The organism is Enterobacter sp. NFIX58, assembly GCF_900110475.1.
Lineage (GTDB): Bacteria > Pseudomonadota > Gammaproteobacteria > Enterobacterales > Enterobacteriaceae > Enterobacter > Enterobacter quasiroggenkampii.
Map to the genome: position 1 here is coordinate 184,679 of NZ_FODW01000003.1, position 19,550 is coordinate 204,228.

Sequence of the window (19,550 nt, forward strand, 5' to 3'; positions counted from 1 at the left end):
AACTAGTATCATTCCCCGAAGTATTCAGGATGAGAACGTATAACGATGAAAGGCAGTCATAAATCCCGCTGGGCAATCGCCGCTGGCATCATTGTGGTGGCCCTTGCCGCCGCCTGGTACTGGCACAGCCAATCCGCGAACTCCGCCGCACCCGCCGGTGCCACCAGCCAGGCTCAGCGCCCCACGGGCGGAGGGCGTCATGGAATGCGCGGCGGCGCCCTGGCGCCGGTTCAGGCGGCGACGGCGGTAAATAAAGCCGTTCCTCGCTATCTCACCGGTCTCGGGACCATTACCGCCGCCAACACTGCCACGGTGCGCAGCCGCGTCGACGGCCAGCTCATCGCGATCCACTTCCAGGAAGGTCAGCAGGTTAAGGCTGGTGACCTGCTGGCGGAAATCGACCCGAGCCAGTTTAAGGTCGCCCTCGCCCAGGCGCAGGGACAGCTCGCGAAAGACAACGCGACCCTCGCCAACGCCCGGCGCGATTTAGCCCGCTACCAGCAACTGGTGAAAACGAATCTGGTGTCCCGTCAGGAGCTGGATACCCAGCAGTCGCTGGTCAGTGAAACGCAGGGCACTATCAAAGCGGACGAAGCCGCCGTGGCCAGCGCCCAGCTGCAGCTGGACTGGAGCCGCATCACCGCGCCGATTGACGGACGCGTCGGCCTGAAGCAGGTCGATATCGGCAACCAAATCTCCAGCGGCGACACCACGGGCATCGTGGTGATCACCCAGACCCATCCGATTGATTTAGTCTTTACCCTGCCGGAAAGCGATATCGCGACCGTCATGCAGGCGCAAAAAGCCGGTAAAGGCCTGGTAGTGGAAGCCTGGGACCGCACCAACAAGCAGAAACTGAGTGAAGGGTCCCTGCTCAGTCTGGATAACCAGATCGACACCACCACCGGCACCATCAAGCTGAAGGCGCGCTTTAATAACCAGGACGATGCCCTCTTCCCGAACCAGTTCGTGAATGCGCGCATGCTGGTCGCGACCGAAGAGAACGCGGTGGTGATCCCCACCGCTGCGCTGCAGATGGGTAATGAAGGTAACTTCGTCTGGGTGCTTAACAGCGACAATAAAGTCAGCAAGCATCTCGTAAAAACCGGAATTCAGGACAGCCAGACGGTGGTCATCAGCGCCGGGCTTTCCGCAGGCGACCGCGTGGTCACCGACGGCATTGACCGCCTGACCGAAGGGGCCAAAGTGGAAGTGGTTGAACCGGCGAAACAGGGAGCGACCTCCTGATGCAGGTGCTGCCGCCGGGCTCTACAGGTGGGCCTTCACGCCTGTTTATCCTCCGTCCTGTCGCCACCACGCTGCTGATGGTGGCGATCCTGCTCGCCGGGATTATCGGCTATCGCTTCCTGCCCGTCTCGGCGCTGCCGGAGGTGGATTACCCAACGATTCAGGTTGTCACCCTCTATCCCGGGGCCAGCCCGGACGTGGTGACGTCCGCCATTACCGCCCCGCTGGAGCGCCAGTTCGGCCAGATGTCGGGGCTAAAACAGATGTCCTCTCAGAGTTCCGGCGGGGCATCCGTCGTGACGCTGCAGTTCCAGCTGACGCTGTCACTGGATGTCGCCGAGCAGGAGGTGCAGGCCGCCATCAACGCCGCCACCAACCTGCTGCCGTCAGACCTGCCTAACCCGCCGGTCTACAGCAAGGTGAACCCGGCGGATCCGCCGATCATGACGCTTGCCGTCACCTCCTCCGCCATCCCGATGACCCAGGTCGAAGACATGGTCGAAACGCGCGTGGCGCAGAAAATTTCTCAGGTGTCCGGCGTTGGCCTCGTCACCCTCGCGGGCGGCCAGCGCCCGGCGGTGCGCGTCAAGCTGAACGCGCAGGCCATCGCCGCGCTGGGGCTCACCAGCGAAACCATCCGCAGCGCCATCAGCAACGCGAACGTCAACTCGGCGAAGGGCTCGCTGGACGGCCCAACCCGCGCAGTGACGCTCTCCGCCAACGACCAGATGCAGTCCGCCGACGAATATCGTCAGCTGATTATCGCCTACCAGAACGGCGCGCCAGTGCGTCTGGGCGACGTGGCGACCATAGAACAAGGCGCGGAGAACAGCTGGCTGGGGGCATGGGCCAACAAGCAGCAGGCGATCGTGATGAACGTGCAGCGCCAGCCGGGTGCCAACATCATCGAAACCGCCGACAGCATCCGCACCATGCTGCCGCAGCTGATCGAAAGCCTGCCGAAGTCAGTCAGCGTGAAGGTGCTTTCCGACCGTACCACCAACATTCGCGCGTCGGTCACCGACACCCAGTTCGAGCTGATGCTGGCGATTGCACTGGTGGTGATGATTATCTATCTGTTCCTGCGCAACGTTCCGGCGACCATCATCCCCGCCGTCGCCGTACCGCTCTCGCTGGTCGGTACCTTCGCGGTGATGGTGTTCCTCGATTTTTCGATCAACAACCTGACGCTGATGGCGCTCACCATCGCCACCGGGTTCGTGGTGGATGACGCTATCGTCGTTATAGAGAACATCTCCCGCTATATTGAGAAAGGCGAAAAACCGCTGGCCGCGGCGCTGAAAGGCGCAGGGGAAATCGGCTTTACCATTATCTCGCTGACCTTCTCGCTGATTGCGGTGCTGATCCCGCTACTGTTTATGGGCGATATCGTCGGGCGTCTTTTCCGCGAGTTTGCCGTGACGCTGGCGGTCGCCATTCTGATCTCCGCCGTGGTGTCGCTGACCCTGACGCCGATGATGTGCGCCCGCATGCTGAGCCACGAGTCGCTGCGCAAACAAAACCGCTTCTCGCGCGCCTCCGAGCGCATGTTCGAGCGCATTATTGCCGGCTACGGTCACGTGCTGGCGAAAGTCCTCAACCACCCGTGGGCGACGCTCGGCGTGGCGCTCGGCACGCTGGCGCTCAGCGTGATGCTGTGGATTTTCATTCCGAAAGGCTTCTTCCCCATCCAGGACAACGGCATTATTCAGGGCACGCTTCAGGCCCCGCAGTCGGTCTCCTTCGCCAATATGGCCCAGCGCCAGCAGCAGGTGTCTGAGATTGTTATGAAAGATCCGGCGGTCGAGAGCCTGACCTCCTACGTGGGCGTCGACGGCACCAACCCGTCGCTCAATAGCGCGCGCCTGCAGATCAACCTCAAGCCGCTGGATGAGCGCGACGATCGCGTCAACGCCGTCATTGAGCGGCTGCAAAACGCCGTGGCCCGCGTGCCGGGCGTTGAGCTTTACCTGCAGCCGATTCAGGATTTGACCATCGATACCCAGGTCAGCCGCACGCAGTACCAGTTCACGCTGCAGGCCACCTCGCTGGACGCGCTCAGCACCTGGGTGCCGCAGCTGGTGGATAAACTCAAAACCCTGCCGCAGCTCTCGGACGTCAGCAGCGACTGGCAGGACAAGGGCCTGGCGGCGTATGTGAACGTCAACCGCGACGCCGCCAGCCGTCTGGGTATTACCATGGCGGACGTGGATAACGCTCTGTACAACGCCTTCGGTCAGCGCCTGATCTCCACCATCTACACCCAGGCGAACCAATACCGCGTGGTGCTGGAGCACAACACCGAAAATACGCCCGGCCTGGCGGGGCTGGACTCGGTGCGCCTGACCAGCAAAGATGGCGGCATTGTGCCGCTGAGCGCTATCGCCACGGTGGAAGAACGCTATACCCCCCTGTCGATTAACCATCTGGATCAGTTCCCGTCCACCACCATCTCCTTTAACGTGCCGGACAATTATTCACTCGGCGAAGCCGTGGAGGCCATTCAGGCGGCTGAGAAAGATCTCAGCTTCCCGTCCGACATTCAGACCCAGTTCCAGGGCAGCACCCTGGCGTTTCAGGCCGCGCTGGGTAACACCATCTGGCTGATCGTCGCGGCGGTCGTGGCGATGTACATCGTGCTCGGCGTGCTGTACGAAAGCTTTATCCACCCGATAACCATCCTCTCTACCCTGCCGACGGCGGGCGTGGGGGCACTGCTGGCATTAATGCTGGCGGGCAGCGAGCTGGATGTGATTGCCATCATCGGCATCATCCTGCTCATCGGCATCGTGAAGAAAAACGCCATCATGATGATCGACTTTGCCCTGGCCGCCGAGCGCGAACAGGGGATGTCGCCGCGCGATGCCATCTTCCAGGCCTGCCTGCTGCGTTTTCGTCCGATCCTGATGACCACGCTGGCCGCCCTGCTGGGTGCGCTGCCGCTGATGCTGAGCACCGGCGTCGGCGCGGAGCTGCGCCGTCCGCTGGGTATCGGCATGGTCGGCGGTCTGCTGGTGAGCCAGGTGCTGACGCTGTTCACCACACCGGTGATCTACCTGCTGTTTGACCGCCTGGCGCTGTGGACCAAAAGCCGCTTCCCGAAACGTGAAGAGGAGGCATAAGTGAAGTTTTTCGCCCTCTTCATTTATCGCCCGGTGGCGACGATATTAATCTCGCTCGCCATTACCCTCTGCGGCGTTCTGGGCTTCCGGTTGCTGCCGGTGGCGCCGCTGCCGCAGGTGGATTTCCCGGTGATCATGGTCAGCGCCTCGCTGCCGGGCGCCTCGCCGGAAACCATGGCCTCGTCCGTTGCCACGCCGCTGGAGCGTTCGCTCGGGCGGATTGCGGGGGTCAACGAGATGACCTCCAGCAGCTCGCTGGGCAGCACGCGCATTATTCTGGAGTTCAGCTTCGACCGGGATATCAACGGCGCGGCGCGCGACGTGCAGGCGGCCATTAACGCCGCACAGAGCCTGCTGCCGAGCGGGATGCCGAGCCGTCCGACCTACCGCAAGGCCAACCCGTCCGACGCGCCGATCATGATCCTGACGCTGACCTCGGATACGTACTCACAGGGGCAGCTGTACGACTTTGCGTCTACCCAGTTGGCGCAGACAATCTCACAAATTAACGGCGTCGGCGACGTGAGCGTCGGCGGGAGTTCCCTGCCCGCCGTGCGCGTGGGGTTAAACCCGCAGGCGTTATTCAACCAGGGCGTGTCGCTGGACGACGTGCGCTCCGCCATCAGCAACGCCAACGTGCGTAAACCGCAGGGGGCGATTGAGGACAACAGCCACCGCTGGCAGATCCACACCAACGACGAGCTGAAAACCGCGGCGGAATATCAACCGCTCATCATTCACTATAACAACGGCGCGGCGGTGCGCTTAAGCGACGTGGCCAGCGTCACCGACTCGGTGCAGGACGTGCGCAACGCCGGGATGACCAACGCCAAACCGGCGATTTTGCTGATGATCCGCAAGCTGCCGGAGGCCAACATTATTGAGACGGTGAACAGCATTCGCGCCCGTCTTCCGGACCTGCAGGAGACCATCCCGGCAGCAATCGATCTGCAAATTGCCCAGGATCGCTCCCCGACCATTCGCGCCTCGCTGGAAGAGGTGGAGCAAACGCTGGTGATCTCCGTCGCGCTGGTGATCCTGGTGGTCTTCCTGTTCCTGCGCTCTGGCCGCGCGACGCTGATCCCGGCGGTGGCCGTGCCGGTCTCGCTGATCGGTACCTTTGCCGCCATGTATCTGTGCGGGTTTAGCCTCAACAACCTGTCGCTGATGGCCCTGACGATTGCGACGGGCTTCGTGGTGGATGACGCCATCGTGGTGCTGGAGAACATCTCCCGCCATCTGGAAGCGGGCGTGAAGCCGCTGCAGGCTGCGTTGCAGGGCACGCGCGAGGTGGGGTTTACGGTGCTCTCCATGAGCCTGTCGCTGGTGGCGGTGTTCCTGCCGCTGCTGCTGATGGGCGGGCTGCCAGGCCGGTTGCTGCGCGAGTTTGCCGTCACCCTCTCCGTCGCGATCGGCATTTCGCTGGCGATCTCCCTAACGCTGACGCCAATGATGTGCGGCTGGATGCTCAAGCGCAGCAAACCGCACTCGCAGCCGCGCCGCAAAGGCTTTGGCCGTTTCCTGATGGCAATGCAGGAAGGCTACGGTAAATCGCTGAAGTGGGTGCTGAACCATACGCGTCTGGTCGGCCTGGTGCTAATAGGCACCATCGTGCTCAACGTGTGGATGTATATCACCATCCCGAAAACTTTCTTCCCGGAGCAGGACACCGGCGTGCTGATGGGCGGCATTCAGGCGGACCAGAGCATTTCGTTCCAGGCGATGCGCGGCAAGCTGCGGGACTTTATGAAGATCATTCGTGAAGACAAAGCCGTGGATAACGTCACCGGCTTTACCGGCGGGTCACGCGTTAACAGCGGGATGATGTTTATTACCCTCAAACCGCGCGGCGAGCGCAACGAAACCGCCCAGCAGGTGATTGATCGCCTGCGGGTGAAGCTCGCCAAAGAGCCGGGGGCAAACCTGTTTTTGATGGCCGTTCAGGATATCCGCGTCGGCGGGCGACAGGCGAACGCCAGCTATCAGTACACGTTGCTCTCGGACGATTTGGCCGCCCTGCGCGAGTGGGAGCCGAAGATCCGCAAGGCGCTGGCCGCCCTTCCCCAACTGGCTGACGTAAACTCCGATCAGCAGGACAACGGCGCCGAGATGGCCCTGACCTACGACCGTGAAACCATGTCACGGCTGGGCATCAACGTTGAAGCCGCCAACAGCCTGCTGAACAACGCCTTCGGCCAGCGCGAGATCTCCACCATCTACCAGCCGATGAACCAGTATAAGGTGGTGATGGAAGTTGACCCGCGCTACACCCAGGACATCAGCGCCCTGGACAAAATGTTTGTGATTAACAACGACGGCAAGGCGATTCCGCTCTCCTACTTCGCCAGCTGGCAGCCTGCCAACGCGCCGCTGTCGGTGAACCATCAGGGGCTTTCGGCAGCATCGACCATCTCCTTTAACCTGCCCGCCGGTTCGTCACTGTCTGAGGCCAGCGATGCAATCAACCGCGCGATGACCCAGCTTGGTGTGCCGTCCACCGTGCGCGGCAGCTTTGCCGGGACCGCGCAGGTATTCCAGGAGACGATGAACTCGCAGGTGATTTTGATTCTGGCCGCCATCGCCACGGTCTATATTGTGCTGGGCGTGCTGTATGAGAGCTACGTGCACCCGCTGACCATCCTCTCGACGCTGCCGTCGGCGGGCGTGGGGGCACTGCTGGCGCTGGAGCTGTTCGGCGCGCCGTTCAGCCTTATCGCGCTTATCGGGATCATGCTGCTGATCGGCATCGTGAAGAAAAACGCCATCATGATGGTGGACTTCGCGCTGGACGCCCAGCGCAACGGCAACCTCTCGCCGGAAGAGGCCATCTTCCAGGCCTGCCTGCTGCGCTTCCGTCCGATCATGATGACCACCCTGGCGGCGCTGTTTGGCGCGCTGCCGCTGGTGATCTCGGGCGGCGACGGCTCAGAGCTGCGCCAGCCGCTGGGGATCACCATTGTCGGCGGCCTGGTGATGAGCCAGCTGCTGACGCTGTACACCACGCCGGTGGTCTATCTGTTCTTCGACCGCCTGCGGCTGCGCTTTTCGCGTAAAAACAGAGAAACGGTAAACGGGTAAATGACTGAGCTTCCCAGCAACGTTCGCTGGCAATTATGGATAGTCGCCTTCGGCTTCTTTATGCAGTCGCTGGATACGACCATCGTCAACACCGCCCTCCCCTCCATGGCGAAAAGCCTGGGGGAGAGCCCGCTGCATATGCACATGGTGATTGTCTCCTACGTGCTGACGGTTGCCGTGATGCTGCCCGCCAGCGGCTGGCTGGCCGATAAGGTCGGCGTGCGGAATATCTTTTTTACCGCCATCGTGCTGTTTACCACCGGCTCGCTGTTTTGCGCGCAGGCCAATACCCTCGACCAGCTGGTGATGGCGCGCGTTCTGCAGGGCATCGGCGGGGCGATGATGGTGCCCGTCGGGCGGTTAACGGTGATGAAGATTGTGCCGCGCGAGCAGTACATGGCGGCGATGACCTTTGTCACCCTGCCCGGTCAGGTGGGGCCGCTGCTGGGCCCGGCGCTGGGCGGTATGCTGGTGGAGTACGCCTCCTGGCACTGGATCTTCTTAATCAACCTCCCGGTAGGCATCATCGGCGCGATTGCCACCCTGGCGCTGATGCCGAACTACAAAATGCAGACCCGGCGCTTTGATTTCTTTGGCTTTATCCTGCTGGCGGCGGGTATGGCCACGCTTACCCTGGCGCTCGACGGGCAAAAAGGACTGGGGATTTCGCCCCTGACGCTCGGGCTCCTGATCGCGCTCGGTGTTACCGCCATACTCTGGTATCTGTGGCACGCCAGAGGAAACGACAAGGCGCTGTTCAGCCTGGCGTTGTTTAAAAACCCCACTTACCGTCTGGGCCTGTCTGGCAGCTTTGCCGGACGCATCGGCAGCGGGATGCTGCCGTTTATGACGCCCGTTTTTCTGCAAATTGGCATGGGTTTTTCGCCATTCCACGCGGGCCTGATGATGATCCCGATGGTGCTTGGCAGCATGGGAATGAAGCGCATTGTGGTGCAGGTGGTGAACCGCTTTGGTTACCGACACGTGCTGGTGGCCGCCACGCTGGGGCTGGCGCTGGTCAGTCTGCTGTTTATGGCCGTGGCGCTGATGGGCTGGTACTACGTCCTGCCGCTGGTGCTGTTCTGCCAGGGGATCATCAACTCCATGCGCTTCTCGTCGATGAATACCCTCACGCTAAAAGACCTGCCGGACGATCTGGCGAGCAGCGGCAACAGCCTGCTGTCGATGGTGATGCAGCTCTCCATGAGCGTGGGCGTGACTATTGCGGGGTTACTGCTCGGCATGTACGGTCAGCACCACCTCAGCGTCGACACGCCGGTGGCGCATCAGGTCTTTATGTATACCTACCTCAGCATGGCGATCATCATCGCCCTGCCCGCTTTCATCTTCGCCAGAGTGCCGGATGATACCAGCAAGAACGTCGTCATCAGGCGCGGCAAAAGGAGTGGCTCATGAAATTCTGGCGTCCGGGTATTACCGGCAAGCTTTTTGTAGCGATCTTCGCCACCTGTATCGTCCTGCTGATCACCATGCACTGGGCGGTGCGGGTCAGCTTCGAGCGCGGCTTTATTGATTACATCAAGCATGGCAATGAGCAGCGTTTGCAGGGACTGAGCGATGCGCTGAGTGAACAGTACGCCCAGCACGGCAACTGGCGTTTTCTGCGCAACAATGATCGCTTTATTTTCCAGATCCTGCGCTCGCTGGAGCACGATACCGGCGACGATCGTCCGGGCCCGGGCATGCCGCCGCACGGCTGGCGCACCCAGTTCTGGGTAATCGACCAGGATATGCGCCCCCTGGTTGGGCCGCGCGCGCCGATACCGCCGGACGGTACCCGGCGGGCGATTAAAGTGAATAACGCCACCGTTGGCTGGGTTATCGCCTCCCCGGTGGAGCGCCTGACGCGCAACACCGACATCAACTTTGACCGCCAGCAGCGTCGGACAAGCTGGCTGATTGTCGCGCTCTCCACGCTGCTCGCCGCGCTCGCCACCTTCCCGCTGGCGCGCGGTCTGCTCGCCCCGGTGAAACGCCTGGTGGAAGGCACGCACAAGCTCGCCGCCGGGGATTTCACCACCCGCGTCGATACCCGCAGCCAGGACGAACTGGGCAAGCTGGCGCAGGACTTTAACCAGCTCGCCAGCACGCTTGAGAAAAACCAGCAGATGCGCCGCGACTTTATGGCCGATATTTCACACGAGCTGCGTACGCCGCTGGCGGTGCTGCGCGGCGAGCTCGAGGCCATTCAGGACGGCGTGCGCCAGTTTACGCCCGAATCGGTGGCTTCCCTGCAGGCGGAGGTGGGCACGCTCACCAAGCTGGTGGACGATCTCCACCAGCTCTCCATGTCCGACGAAGGCGCACTGGCCTACCAGAAGGCGCCCGTAGACGTCATTAACGTGCTGGAGGTGGCGAGCGGCGCCTTCCGCGAACGCTTTGCCAGCCGCAACCTTAAAATCGACCTCTCCCTGCCGGACAGCGCGGTGGTGTTTGGCGACAAAGATCGGCTGATGCAGCTGTTCAACAACCTGCTGGAAAACAGCCTGCGCTATACCGACAGCGGCGGCGGGCTGCTGATTTCCGGCAGACAGGAAAACGGGCGCTTTGCCCTTACCTTCGCGGATTCCGCACCCGGCGTGCAGGACGCGCAGCTGGAAAAACTGTTTGAACGTTTTTACCGTACCGAAGGCTCCCGCAATCGCGCCAGTGGCGGATCCGGTCTGGGGCTGGCGATTTGCGTTAACATCGTCGAGGCGCATAATGGCACGATCCGTGCCGCCCATTCGCCTTTTGGCGGGGTTAGCATTACAGTAGAGTTACCTCTGGAACGGGATTTATCGAGAGAAGTATGACCGAGTTACCGATTGACGAAAACACGCCGCGCATTTTGATCGTCGAAGACGAACCCAAGCTGGGACAGCTGCTGATCGACTATTTACGCGCGGCCAGCTATGCCCCGTCACTGATAAGCCACGGCGACCAGGTGCTGCCTTACGTGCGCCAGACCCCGCCGGACCTGATCCTGCTGGATCTGATGCTTCCCGGGACCGATGGCCTGACCCTGTGCCGGGAAATTCGCCGCTTCTCCGACGTCCCGATCGTCATGGTCACCGCCAAAATTGAAGAGATTGACCGCCTGCTGGGGCTCGAAATCGGCGCGGACGACTATATCTGCAAGCCCTACAGTCCGCGCGAGGTAGTCGCCCGCGTGAAAACCATTCTGCGCCGCTGCAGGCCGCAGCGCGAGCTTCAGGTGCTGGACGCCGAAAGCCCGCTGATTGTCGACGAAAGCCGCTTCCAGGCAAGTTGGCGCAGCAAGCTGCTGGACCTGACCCCTGCGGAGTTCCGCCTGCTGAAAACCCTCTCCCACGAGCCGGGAAAAGTCTTCTCCCGCGAACAGCTGCTGAACCACCTGTACGACGATTACCGCGTGGTGACCGACCGCACCATCGACAGCCATATCAAAAACCTGCGCCGCAAGCTGGAGGCGCTGGACGCCGAGCAGTCGTTTATCCGCGCGGTGTATGGCGTGGGGTATCGCTGGGAAGCGGATGCGTGCAGGATAGCCTAGCCAGCAGAGGGTCAATCCAGGCCGGGTAAGGCGAAGCCGCCGCCCGGCACAATAACTTTACCTCCCTGCCCCGCAGCGCTACAATGCCCGCCCTTAAAGTGGGGGATCTCCCCTTACCGCTGCACCTGGTGCACGCGGATCTGACCTGTCATCAGAACGAGAACAAACATGTTTAAACCGGAACTCCTTTCCCCGGCGGGAACGCTGCAAAATATGCGATACGCTTTCGCCTATGGCGCCGACGCCGTGTATGCGGGCCAGCCGCGCTACTCGCTGCGCGTACGTAATAACGAATTCAACCACGAGAACCTGCAGCTCGGCATCAACGAGGCGCACGCTCTGGGTAAAAAATTCTACGTGGTGGTCAACATCGCGCCGCACAACGCCAAGCTGAAAACGTTCATCCGTGACCTGAAGCCGGTGGTGGATATGGGGCCGGACGCGCTGATCATGTCGGACCCGGGTTTAATCATGCTGGTTCGGGAGAACTTCCCGGAGATGGATATCCACCTCTCCGTACAGGCTAACGCCGTCAACTGGGCAACGGTGAAGTTCTGGAAGCAGATGGGGCTGACCCGCGTCATCCTGTCTCGCGAGCTTTCGCTGGAAGAGATCGAAGAGATCCGCACCCAGGTGCCGGATATGGAAATCGAAATCTTCGTTCACGGCGCGCTGTGCATGGCCTACTCCGGCCGTTGCCTGCTTTCTGGCTACATCAACAAGCGCGACCCGAACCAGGGCACCTGCACCAACGCCTGCCGCTGGGAATATAACGTTCAGGAAGGCAAAGAGGATGACATCGGCAACATCGTCCACAAGCATGAGCCGATCCCGGTAACCAACGTTGAGCCAACGCTGGGCATCGGCGCGCCAACCGACAGCGTGTTTATGATTGAAGAAGCCAAACGTCCGGGCGAGTACATGACCGCCTTTGAAGACGAGCACGGCACCTACATCATGAACTCGAAAGATCTGCGTGCCATCGCCCACGTCGAGCGCCTGACCCAGATGGGCGTGCACTCCCTGAAGATTGAAGGCCGCACCAAATCCTATTACTACTGCGCGCGTACCGCGCAGGTATACCGCAAAGCCATCGACGATGCGGCCGCCGGTAAACCGTTCGATACCAGCCTGCTGGAAACTCTGGAAGGCCTGGCGCATCGCGGCTATACCGAAGGCTTCCTGCGCCGTCATACCCACGACGACTACCAGAACTACGAGCACGGCTACTCCGTTTCCGAGCGCCAGCAGTTTGTCGGTGACTTCACCGGCGAGCGTAAAGGCGCGCTGGCGGCCGTCGCGGTGAAAAACAAGTTCACCAAAGGCGACAGCCTGGAGCTGATGACCCCGCAGGGCAACATGAACTTCACGCTGGAGCATCTGGAAAATGGCAAAGGCGAAGCGATTGAGGTGGCGCCGGGTGACGGGCATACCGTCTGGCTGCCGGTTCCGGAAGAGGTGGAGCTGAAGTTCGCGCTGCTGATGCGTAACTTCAACGGTGAAAGCACCCGTAACCCACACGGCAAATAGTCAATCAGGGAAATTTTTTCGCGCTGGGATAATTCTTAGAATCGGATCACATACCGCTTCGTTCAATACGGGTATTATCCCCCCGCTGAAAAACATAACCCATAAATGCTAGCTGTACCAGGAACCACCTCCTTAGCCTGCGTAATCTCCCTTACGCGGGCTTATTTTTTGCCTTCTCTCTCCTCAATCCAGGCAATGAGTTCGTCGATTTGCTTCTCTGAGAACACGGCGATCCCATGCTCTGCGAGCAACGATGCCGCAACCCCCTTCCCCGCTTTATGTATGCCGCGAAACGATCCGTCATAAATAAACTCACTGCCGCACGTTGGGCTGCCATCGGTTAACAATGCAGCGCTACACCCCGATTCCTGAGCAGCGCGTAGCGCAAGCCAGGCTGCAAGCTGATACTGCTCAGTCACGTCCTGCCCGGTATTTTCAATAATCCTGGCTTGCCCGCGCATTACGTCTTTGCCATCAGCGGACATAATCTCTGCCGGAGGACGCGGTACAGGCAGCCCGGCAGCCAGTTCAGGGCAGTGGATAACCAGACGTTGTTCCTGTTGCCAGCGAGCGAGTTGCGCGTTCATTCTCGCTTTTTCACTTCCGTTATAACGAACCCTGAAGCCCATCAGGCACGCGCTTACCAAAATTTTATTCATCATCACTTTCCTGTGATTACATTCATATTATCGCTGGAGTGTAACGCGCTTTCGGGCTTATTTTGTTCCTTTCATCCTGTTCTTACCCGCTTTTTTTCTCTCTGCTATACACTCTTACTAACGCTAAAAAAGGGAGCAGCGCGGATGGCAACCTATCCAGACAGTTTATTGATTCTCAATGGCAAAAGTGCGGGCAACGATCTCCTGCGTCAGGCAATTCAGGATTTGCGTGACGACGGCGCTCGCATCCACGTCAGGGTAACCTGGGAAAAAGGCGACGCGGCACGCTATATCAATGAAGCCCTCGGGCTTGGCGTCAACACCATCATTTCCGGCGGCGGCGATGGCACCATCAATGAGATCGCGTCAGCGCTGATCGACCTGCCCCCGGCAAACCGCCCGGTGATGGGCATTTTACCGCTCGGCACCGCCAATGATTTTGCCACCAGCGCAGGGATCCCGGAGGCGTTAGAAAAAGCGCTCCAGCTGGCGATCCTCGGTAAAGCCACCGCGGTAGATATTGCACAGGTGAATGACAAAACCTGCTTTATCAATATGGCCACCGGCGGGTTCGGCACGCGCATCACCAGCGAAACGCCGGAAAAACTGAAGGCGGCGCTGGGCGGCGTGTCGTATCTGATCCACGGTCTGATGCGCATGGATACCCTCAAGCCTGACCGCTGCGAAATTCGCGGCGAGGATTTTCAGTGGCAGGGTGACGCGCTGGTCATTGGCATTGGCAATGGTCGACAGGCTGGCGGCGGTCAGCAGCTCTGCCCGGAGGCGCTGATCAATGACGGTCAGCTACAGCTGCGGATTTTCACGGGCGACGGCCTTCTGCCCGCGCTGTTTACCACGCTGACGCAGCCGGAAGAGAGTCCGAATATCATTGACGGGAAATCCGCATGGTTTGAGGTCAATGCCCCGCACGGGATGACGTTTAACCTCGACGGAGAGCCGCTAAGCGGAACACAGTTCCGCATTGAGGTCTTGCCCGGCGCGCTGCAGTGTCGGTTGCCGCCGGACTGTGTGCTTTTGCGCTGATGGTATTGCCGGGTGGCGGCTACGCCTTACCCGGCCTACACTTCGCCCTCAGGTCAGGCAATCGTGACTTTGCTGTCCAGATAGACGTCCTGCACCGCATTGATCAGCTTCACGCCGTCGGCCATCGATTTCTTAAACGCCTTACGACCCAGGATCAGCCCCATGCCGCCCGCGCGTTTGTTAATAACCGCCGTACGCACCGCGTCTGACAGGTCAGTATCGCCGCCCGCCGCGCCGCCGGAGTTAATCAGCCCTGCACGTCCCATATAGCAGTTCGCCAGCTGGTAGCGCACCAGATCGATCGGGTTATCGCTGGTCAGCTTGCTGTAAACGCGGTCATCGGTGTAACCAAAGTTCACCGCTTTATAGCCGCCGTTATTCTCGGCCATTTTCTGCTTCACGATGTCTGCGCCAATGGTCGCCGCCAGATGGTTCGCCTGGCCGGTAAGATCGGCCGACACGTGGTAATCCACGCCGTCTTTTTTGAATGCCGAGTTACGCAGGTACGCCCACAGCACGGTGACCATACCCAATTCGTGTGCGCGCTCAAACGCCGCAGAGATCTCTTCAATCTGACGACGGGACTGTTCAGAGCCAAAGTAAATCGTCGCCCCAACGGCAACCGCCCCCATATTGAACGCCTGCTCGACGCTGGCGTAGAGCGTCTGGTCATATTCGGTGGGATAGCTCAGGGTTTCATTGTGGTTCAGCTTCACGAGGAACGGAATGCGGTGGGCATAGCGACGCGAGACGGAGGCCAGCACGCCGTAGGTGGAGGCCACGCAGTTACAGCCCGCTTCAATCGCCAGCTCAACAATGTTCTTCGGATCGAAATAGAGCGGATTCGCCGCGAAAGAGGCGCCCGCCGAGTGCTCAACGCCCTGGTCTACCGGCAGAATGGAAAGATATCCGGTGCCACCGAGCCGCCCGGTGTTGTAGAGCGTCTGCATATTTCGCAAAACCGCAGGCGGACGGTTGTTATCGACCATCACGCGGTCGACGTAGTCGTGACCCGGCAGATAGAGCTGGTCGGCTGGAATGGTCATACAACGATGCTGTAAAAGGCTGTCGGCGTCTTTGCCAAGCAACTGCGCAATATCAGTCATGTGATACTCCCGTAAGTCCGACGTCGTGTCGGTGTGTGTTTATCCAGTCCCATTATTTATGGGCAGACTAAGCCTGGTACCGACTTAACAGATTTTCCACCTTTTGCATTTTTTTTCAGCACAATCTGCTGGCTCGATTCGTGTACAACAAAACTGTTACATTGATCAAACAATCGCCACAAAGGTATTTAAAAGGTATTATAGAATGGTATGTTAAAGGCGTACCCTCTCTGACATGCAGGATTAAAAAATGAAAACGAAAGTCCAACTGTCATTCATGATGTTTGTTGAATGGTTTATCTGGGGCGCGTGGTTTGTGCCGCTGTGGCTGTGGCTGAGCAAAAGCGGTTTTACCGCCGGGGAAATCGGCTGGTCTTATGCCTGTACCGCCATTGCCGCAATCCTCTCCCCAATTCTGGTCGGATCGCTGACGGACCGCTTCTTCGCCGCGCAGAAAGTACTGGCGGTGCTGATGTTTGCCGGCGCGATTTTGATGTACTTCGCCGCACAACAAACCCAGTTCAGCACCTTCTTCCCGCTGCTGCTGGTTTACTCCCTGACCTATATGCCCACCATCGCGCTGACCAACAGTATTGCCTTCGCGAACGTGGATGACGTCGAGGCCGATTTCCCGCGTATCCGCGTAATGGGCACTATCGGCTGGATCGCCTCCGGGCTGGCGTGCGGCTTCCTGCCGCAGATGCTGGGCTATAGCGATATTTCCGATACCAATATTCCTCTGCTGATGACGGCAGCCAGCTCCGCCCTGCTCGGCGTGTTTGCCCTCTTCCTGCCGAACACGCCGCCGAAAAGTACCGGCAAGCTGGACTTCAAAGTGATGCTGGGGCTGGACGCGCTGATCCTGCTGCGCGACAAAAACTTCCTCGTGTTCTTCTTCTGCTCGTTTCTGTTCGCCATGCCGCTGGCCTTCTATTACATCTTCGCCAACGGCTATCTCACCGAAGTGGGAATGAAAAACGCCACCGGCTGGATGACGCTCGGCCAGTTCTCTGAAATCTTCTTTATGCTGGCGCTGCCGTTCTTTACCAAACGCTTTGGTATTAAGAAGGTCTTACTGCTGGGTCTGATCACGGCCGCCATCCGCTACGGGTTCTTCGTTTACGGCGGTGCGGAACAGTACTTCACCTACGCCCTGCTGTTCCTCGGCATTCTGCTGCACGGCGTGAGCTACGACTTCTACTACGTTACCGCGTACATCTACGTGGATAAAAAAGCGCCGGTGCACATGCGTACCGCCGCGCAAGGCCTGATTACGCTGTGCTGCCAGGGCTTTGGTAGCCTGCTGGGTTACCGCCTGGGCGGCGTGATGATGGAAAAAATGTTCGCATATAAAGAGCCGGTGAATGGGCTGACCTTCAACTGGGCCGGAATGTGGGCATTTGGCGCAATCATGATTGCCGTGATTGCCGTGCTGTTTATGCTGTTTTTCCGCGAATCGGACAAAGAGATCACTGCTATTGAGGTGGTTGATGGCGATACCGCGCTGACACAAGGGGAAGTTAAATGAAACAAGAACGTGTTCTCGGTGCCCTTTACGGGCAGGCGTTAGGGGATGCGATGGGCATGCCGTCGGAGCTGTGGCCGAGAAAGCGCGTCAAAGCGCACTTCGGCTGGATCGACCGCTTTTTACCCGGCCCGGCAGAAAATAACGCGGCCTGCTATTTCGGGCAGGCAGAGTTCACCGACGATACCTCAATGGCGCTGTGCCTCGCCGATGCGATCATTGAGTGCGACGGGGAGATCAACGCGGATGTTATCGGCAAGCATATCCTGAACTGGGCGCTGGATTTCGACGCGTTCAACAAGAACGTGCTCGGCCCGACCTCAAAAATCGCACTTAATGCGATTCGTGACGGGAAGCCGGTCAGCGAACTGGAAAACAACGGCGTGACGAACGGGGCGGCGATGCGCGCCTCCCCGCTGGGCTGCCTGCTCCCGGCGACGCGGCTGGAACACTTTGTTGAGCAGGTGGCCCAGGCCTCCAGCCCGACCCATAAATCGGACCTTGCCATTGCCGGCGCGGTGGTGATTGCCTGGGCGGTTTCCCGCGCCATCGACGGCGAAAGCTGGCAAAACATCGTTGATGCCCTGCCGGGGATCGCCCGCTATGCGCAGGAGATGAAAACCACCACCTTCAGCGCGTCGCTGGCGGCGCGTATTGAGCTGGCACTTAAGACCGTGCGGGAAGCCAACGGTATTGACTCTGCCAGCGAGCAGGTTTATCAGCTGATTGGCGCGGGAACCAGCACCATCGAGTCCGTTCCGGCGGCCATTGCGATGGTGGAACTGGCGGGAACCGACCCGAACCGCTGCGCCATTTTATGTGCCAATCTGGGCGGTGATACGGACACCATTGGCGCCATGGCGACGGCCATCTGCGGTGCGCTCCACGGTGTGCAGGCGATTGACCCGGCGCTCAAAGCCGAACTCGATGCCGTCAACCAGCTCAACTTCGGCCATTATTGCGAGAAACTGCTGCACTTCAGGGAGCAAAGGGAGGGCGTATGAATGCATTTGCCCAACGTCTCGAAAATCTGCACGCCACGCGCCCGGTGACGGTGCTGGGCGCAGCGGTGATTGACGTCATCGCCGACGCCTACGCCCTGCCCTGGCGCGGGTGCGATATCGAACTTAAGCAGCAGGGCGTGAATATTGGCGGCTGCGCGCTGAATATCGCCATTGCCCTGAAGCGGCTCGGCATTACGGCGCAAAACGCTCTGCCCGTCGGTCACGGCGTGTGGGCAGATATTATCCGCAACGCCATGGCGAAGCAGGATCTGCACAGCGCCGTGGAGGCCGAGACGGGCGATAACGGCTGGTGCCTGGCGCTGGTTGAGCCTGACGGCGAACGCACCTTTATGTCCTTTAGCGGCGTGGAGAACCAATGGCAGCAGCGCTGGCTGGATGCGCTTCACGTCCCGCAAAACAGCCTGGTGTATTTGTCCGGCTATCAGTTGGCCTCACCGTGCGGTGAACTGCTGACACGCTGGCTGGAGGGGTTGCAGGAGGTGACGGCATTCATCGATTTCGGCCCCCGTATTGCGGATATCCCCGACGCGCTGATGACGCGGATTATGGCCTGCAGGCCAATCGTGTCCCTTAATCGTCAGGAAGCGGAGATCGCAGCCGGGCGGCTGGGTGTCGTGGCTGAAAACCTGGGTACGGAGTGGCAGCAGCGTTTCCGGGCCGCCCTGATTGTGCGCCACGATAAAGACGGTGCGGCCTGGTATGACGCCGGGAGCTCGGGCGTTGTTCCGGCGTTCCCGGCGACGGTCGTGGACACCATTGGCGCAGGCGACAGCCACGCGGGCGGCACGCTTGCCGGACTGGCGGGAGGATGGTCACTGGCAGACGCGGTTCTGCTAGGGAATGCCGTGGCGTCCCGGGTGGTCAGCCAACGCGGCGGCGATTGCGCACCGACTCGCGAGGAATTACTCCTCGCACACAAAGACGTATAGGTCGCTGCGACAGTAGCTGATGCTGTACTCAATCGGCCGGTGCTGCTGGTCAAGCGCGACCTGCTTGATCACCAGCACCGGTATTTTTTCATCCATCTTAATGTGCGCCTGAAACTCGCTGTCCGGCATGCGGGCGCTCACCCTTGAGCGGGTGCGCTGCGGGAAGATATTCTGGCTGCGGAAGTAGTCGTAGAGCGAAATGCCAATCGCATCCGGGTCGGGAATTAACCCGACCGGGACCCAGGACTCTTCAATGGACACCGCATCGTCATCCACATAGCGAATGCGCTTGAGCAAAAAGACCTCGCTGTCCGGGGAGATCGACAGGTGGTTCGCCACCTCTTCCGGGCATTTCACCACCCGCTTGTTAACCCAGAGCGTATTTGGCGTTTGGCCGCGCAGCACCACCTGCTGTGAGAAGCCGCGCGCCTCTTTCAGCGAATATTCGAAGATATTGTTGATTTGCGTCCCGTAGCCTCGGGCGCGCGTCACCACGCCCTCTTCCTCCAGCGCCTGCATCGCTTTACGCACGGTAATGCGCGACACCCCGGTCAACTGGCTCAGATCGCGCTCGCCGGGCAAAATATTCCCGTGCTCCAGCACCCCGCTGCGCACCGCATTTTTTACCGTTTCGGCAAACTTCAGGTACAGCGGCGTGTTATCGGGCGCGGCGATCCGTTCATTCAGTTGAGCGATTAACCGGGTATGCGCTTGTTCCATCTCTGTTTTCTCAGGCGTGGTGTTTTCTG

General features: G+C 59.9%; 14 protein-coding genes. 11 read left to right on the forward strand and 3 right to left on the reverse strand.

Features of this window, described 5'->3' with window-relative positions; all coding sequences use genetic code 11:
* The first annotated feature begins 45 nt into the window (after positions 1 to 45).
* The 7 genes from BMW97_RS14265 (at position 46) to yegQ (ending at position 12,513) form a co-directional block, all read left to right on the forward strand.
* The gene (locus BMW97_RS14265; RefSeq protein ID WP_045908634.1) at positions 46 to 1,248 is read left to right on the forward strand and encodes an MdtA/MuxA family multidrug efflux RND transporter periplasmic adaptor subunit; all 1,203 of its coding nucleotides are present in this window, start codon (positions 46 to 48) and stop codon (positions 1,246 to 1,248) included.
* Positions 1,248 to 4,370, forward strand: coding sequence for an MdtB/MuxB family multidrug efflux RND transporter permease subunit (locus tag BMW97_RS14270; protein ID WP_045908635.1), 3,123 nt, complete (start codon positions 1,248 to 1,250; stop codon positions 4,368 to 4,370). The genes BMW97_RS14265 and BMW97_RS14270 overlap by 1 nt, the downstream gene beginning before the upstream one ends.
* The gene (mdtC, locus tag BMW97_RS14275; protein ID WP_045908636.1) at positions 4,371 to 7,448 is read left to right on the forward strand and encodes a multidrug efflux RND transporter permease subunit MdtC; all 3,078 of its coding nucleotides are present in this window, start codon (positions 4,371 to 4,373) and stop codon (positions 7,446 to 7,448) included.
* Positions 7,449 to 8,864 (forward strand): MFS transporter, encoded by a 1,416-nt coding sequence (locus BMW97_RS14280; RefSeq protein ID WP_045908637.1) that lies wholly within the window; start codon positions 7,449 to 7,451, stop codon positions 8,862 to 8,864.
* Complete coding sequence (gene baeS, locus BMW97_RS14285; protein ID WP_039025016.1) at positions 8,861 to 10,264, forward strand: envelope stress sensor histidine kinase BaeS; 1,404 nt, start codon at positions 8,861 to 8,863, stop codon at positions 10,262 to 10,264. The genes BMW97_RS14280 and baeS overlap by 4 nt, the downstream gene beginning before the upstream one ends.
* The gene (gene baeR / locus BMW97_RS14290; protein WP_024908120.1) at positions 10,261 to 10,983 is read left to right on the forward strand and encodes an envelope stress response regulator BaeR; all 723 of its coding nucleotides are present in this window, start codon (positions 10,261 to 10,263) and stop codon (positions 10,981 to 10,983) included. The genes baeS and baeR overlap by 4 nt, the downstream gene beginning before the upstream one ends.
* 168 nt (positions 10,984 to 11,151) lie before the next feature.
* Positions 11,152 to 12,513: a prephenate-dependent tRNA uridine(34) hydroxylase TrhP gene (gene yegQ / locus BMW97_RS14295; RefSeq protein ID WP_008500866.1), complete on the forward strand. Its 1,362-nt coding sequence runs from the start codon at positions 11,152 to 11,154 to the stop codon at positions 12,511 to 12,513.
* A gap of 161 nt (positions 12,514 to 12,674) precedes the next feature.
* Here yegQ and BMW97_RS14300 read toward each other — a convergent pair whose 3' ends face one another.
* A complete protein-coding gene (locus BMW97_RS14300) occupies positions 12,675 to 13,175 on the reverse strand; it encodes a 2-thiouracil desulfurase family protein (RefSeq protein WP_045908638.1) in 501 nt (166 codons plus the stop codon).
* Positions 13,176 to 13,316: 141 nt separating this feature from the next.
* On the opposite strand from BMW97_RS14300, the gene yegS reads away from it, so the two are divergent.
* Positions 13,317 to 14,216 (forward strand): lipid kinase YegS, encoded by a 900-nt coding sequence (yegS, locus tag BMW97_RS14305; protein ID WP_045908639.1) that lies wholly within the window; start codon positions 13,317 to 13,319, stop codon positions 14,214 to 14,216.
* Between the two features lie 53 nt (positions 14,217 to 14,269).
* On the opposite strand, the gene fbaB is transcribed toward yegS, so the two are convergent.
* Complete coding sequence (fbaB, locus tag BMW97_RS14310) at positions 14,270 to 15,322, reverse strand: class I fructose-bisphosphate aldolase (protein ID WP_008500869.1); 1,053 nt, start codon at positions 15,320 to 15,322, stop codon at positions 14,270 to 14,272.
* A 250-nt stretch (positions 15,323 to 15,572) separates the two neighbouring features.
* Here fbaB and BMW97_RS14315 point away from each other — a divergent pair, with 250 nt between their 5' ends.
* Genes BMW97_RS14315 through BMW97_RS14325 form a run of 3 tightly spaced genes read left to right on the forward strand, consistent with a single transcriptional unit; the run spans position 15,573 to position 18,801 of the window.
* Entirely contained in the window at positions 15,573 to 16,850 is a 1,278-nt protein-coding gene (locus BMW97_RS14315; RefSeq protein ID WP_045908640.1) for a nucleoside permease, read from the forward strand.
* On the forward strand, positions 16,847 to 17,851 hold the full coding sequence (locus BMW97_RS14320; RefSeq protein WP_045908641.1) for an ADP-ribosylglycohydrolase family protein: 1,005 nt from the start codon (positions 16,847 to 16,849) through the stop codon (positions 17,849 to 17,851). The genes BMW97_RS14315 and BMW97_RS14320 overlap by 4 nt, the downstream gene beginning before the upstream one ends.
* Complete coding sequence (locus BMW97_RS14325; protein ID WP_045908642.1) at positions 17,848 to 18,801, forward strand: PfkB family carbohydrate kinase; 954 nt, start codon at positions 17,848 to 17,850, stop codon at positions 18,799 to 18,801. Before BMW97_RS14320 ends, BMW97_RS14325 begins: the two co-directional genes overlap by 4 nt.
* Here BMW97_RS14325 and BMW97_RS14330 read toward each other — a convergent pair.
* Positions 18,775 to 19,521, reverse strand: a complete 747-nt coding sequence (locus BMW97_RS14330; RefSeq protein WP_045908643.1) for a GntR family transcriptional regulator — start codon at positions 19,519 to 19,521, stop codon at positions 18,775 to 18,777. The genes BMW97_RS14325 and BMW97_RS14330 overlap by 27 nt on opposite strands.
* Positions 19,522 to 19,550 lie beyond the last annotated feature (29 nt).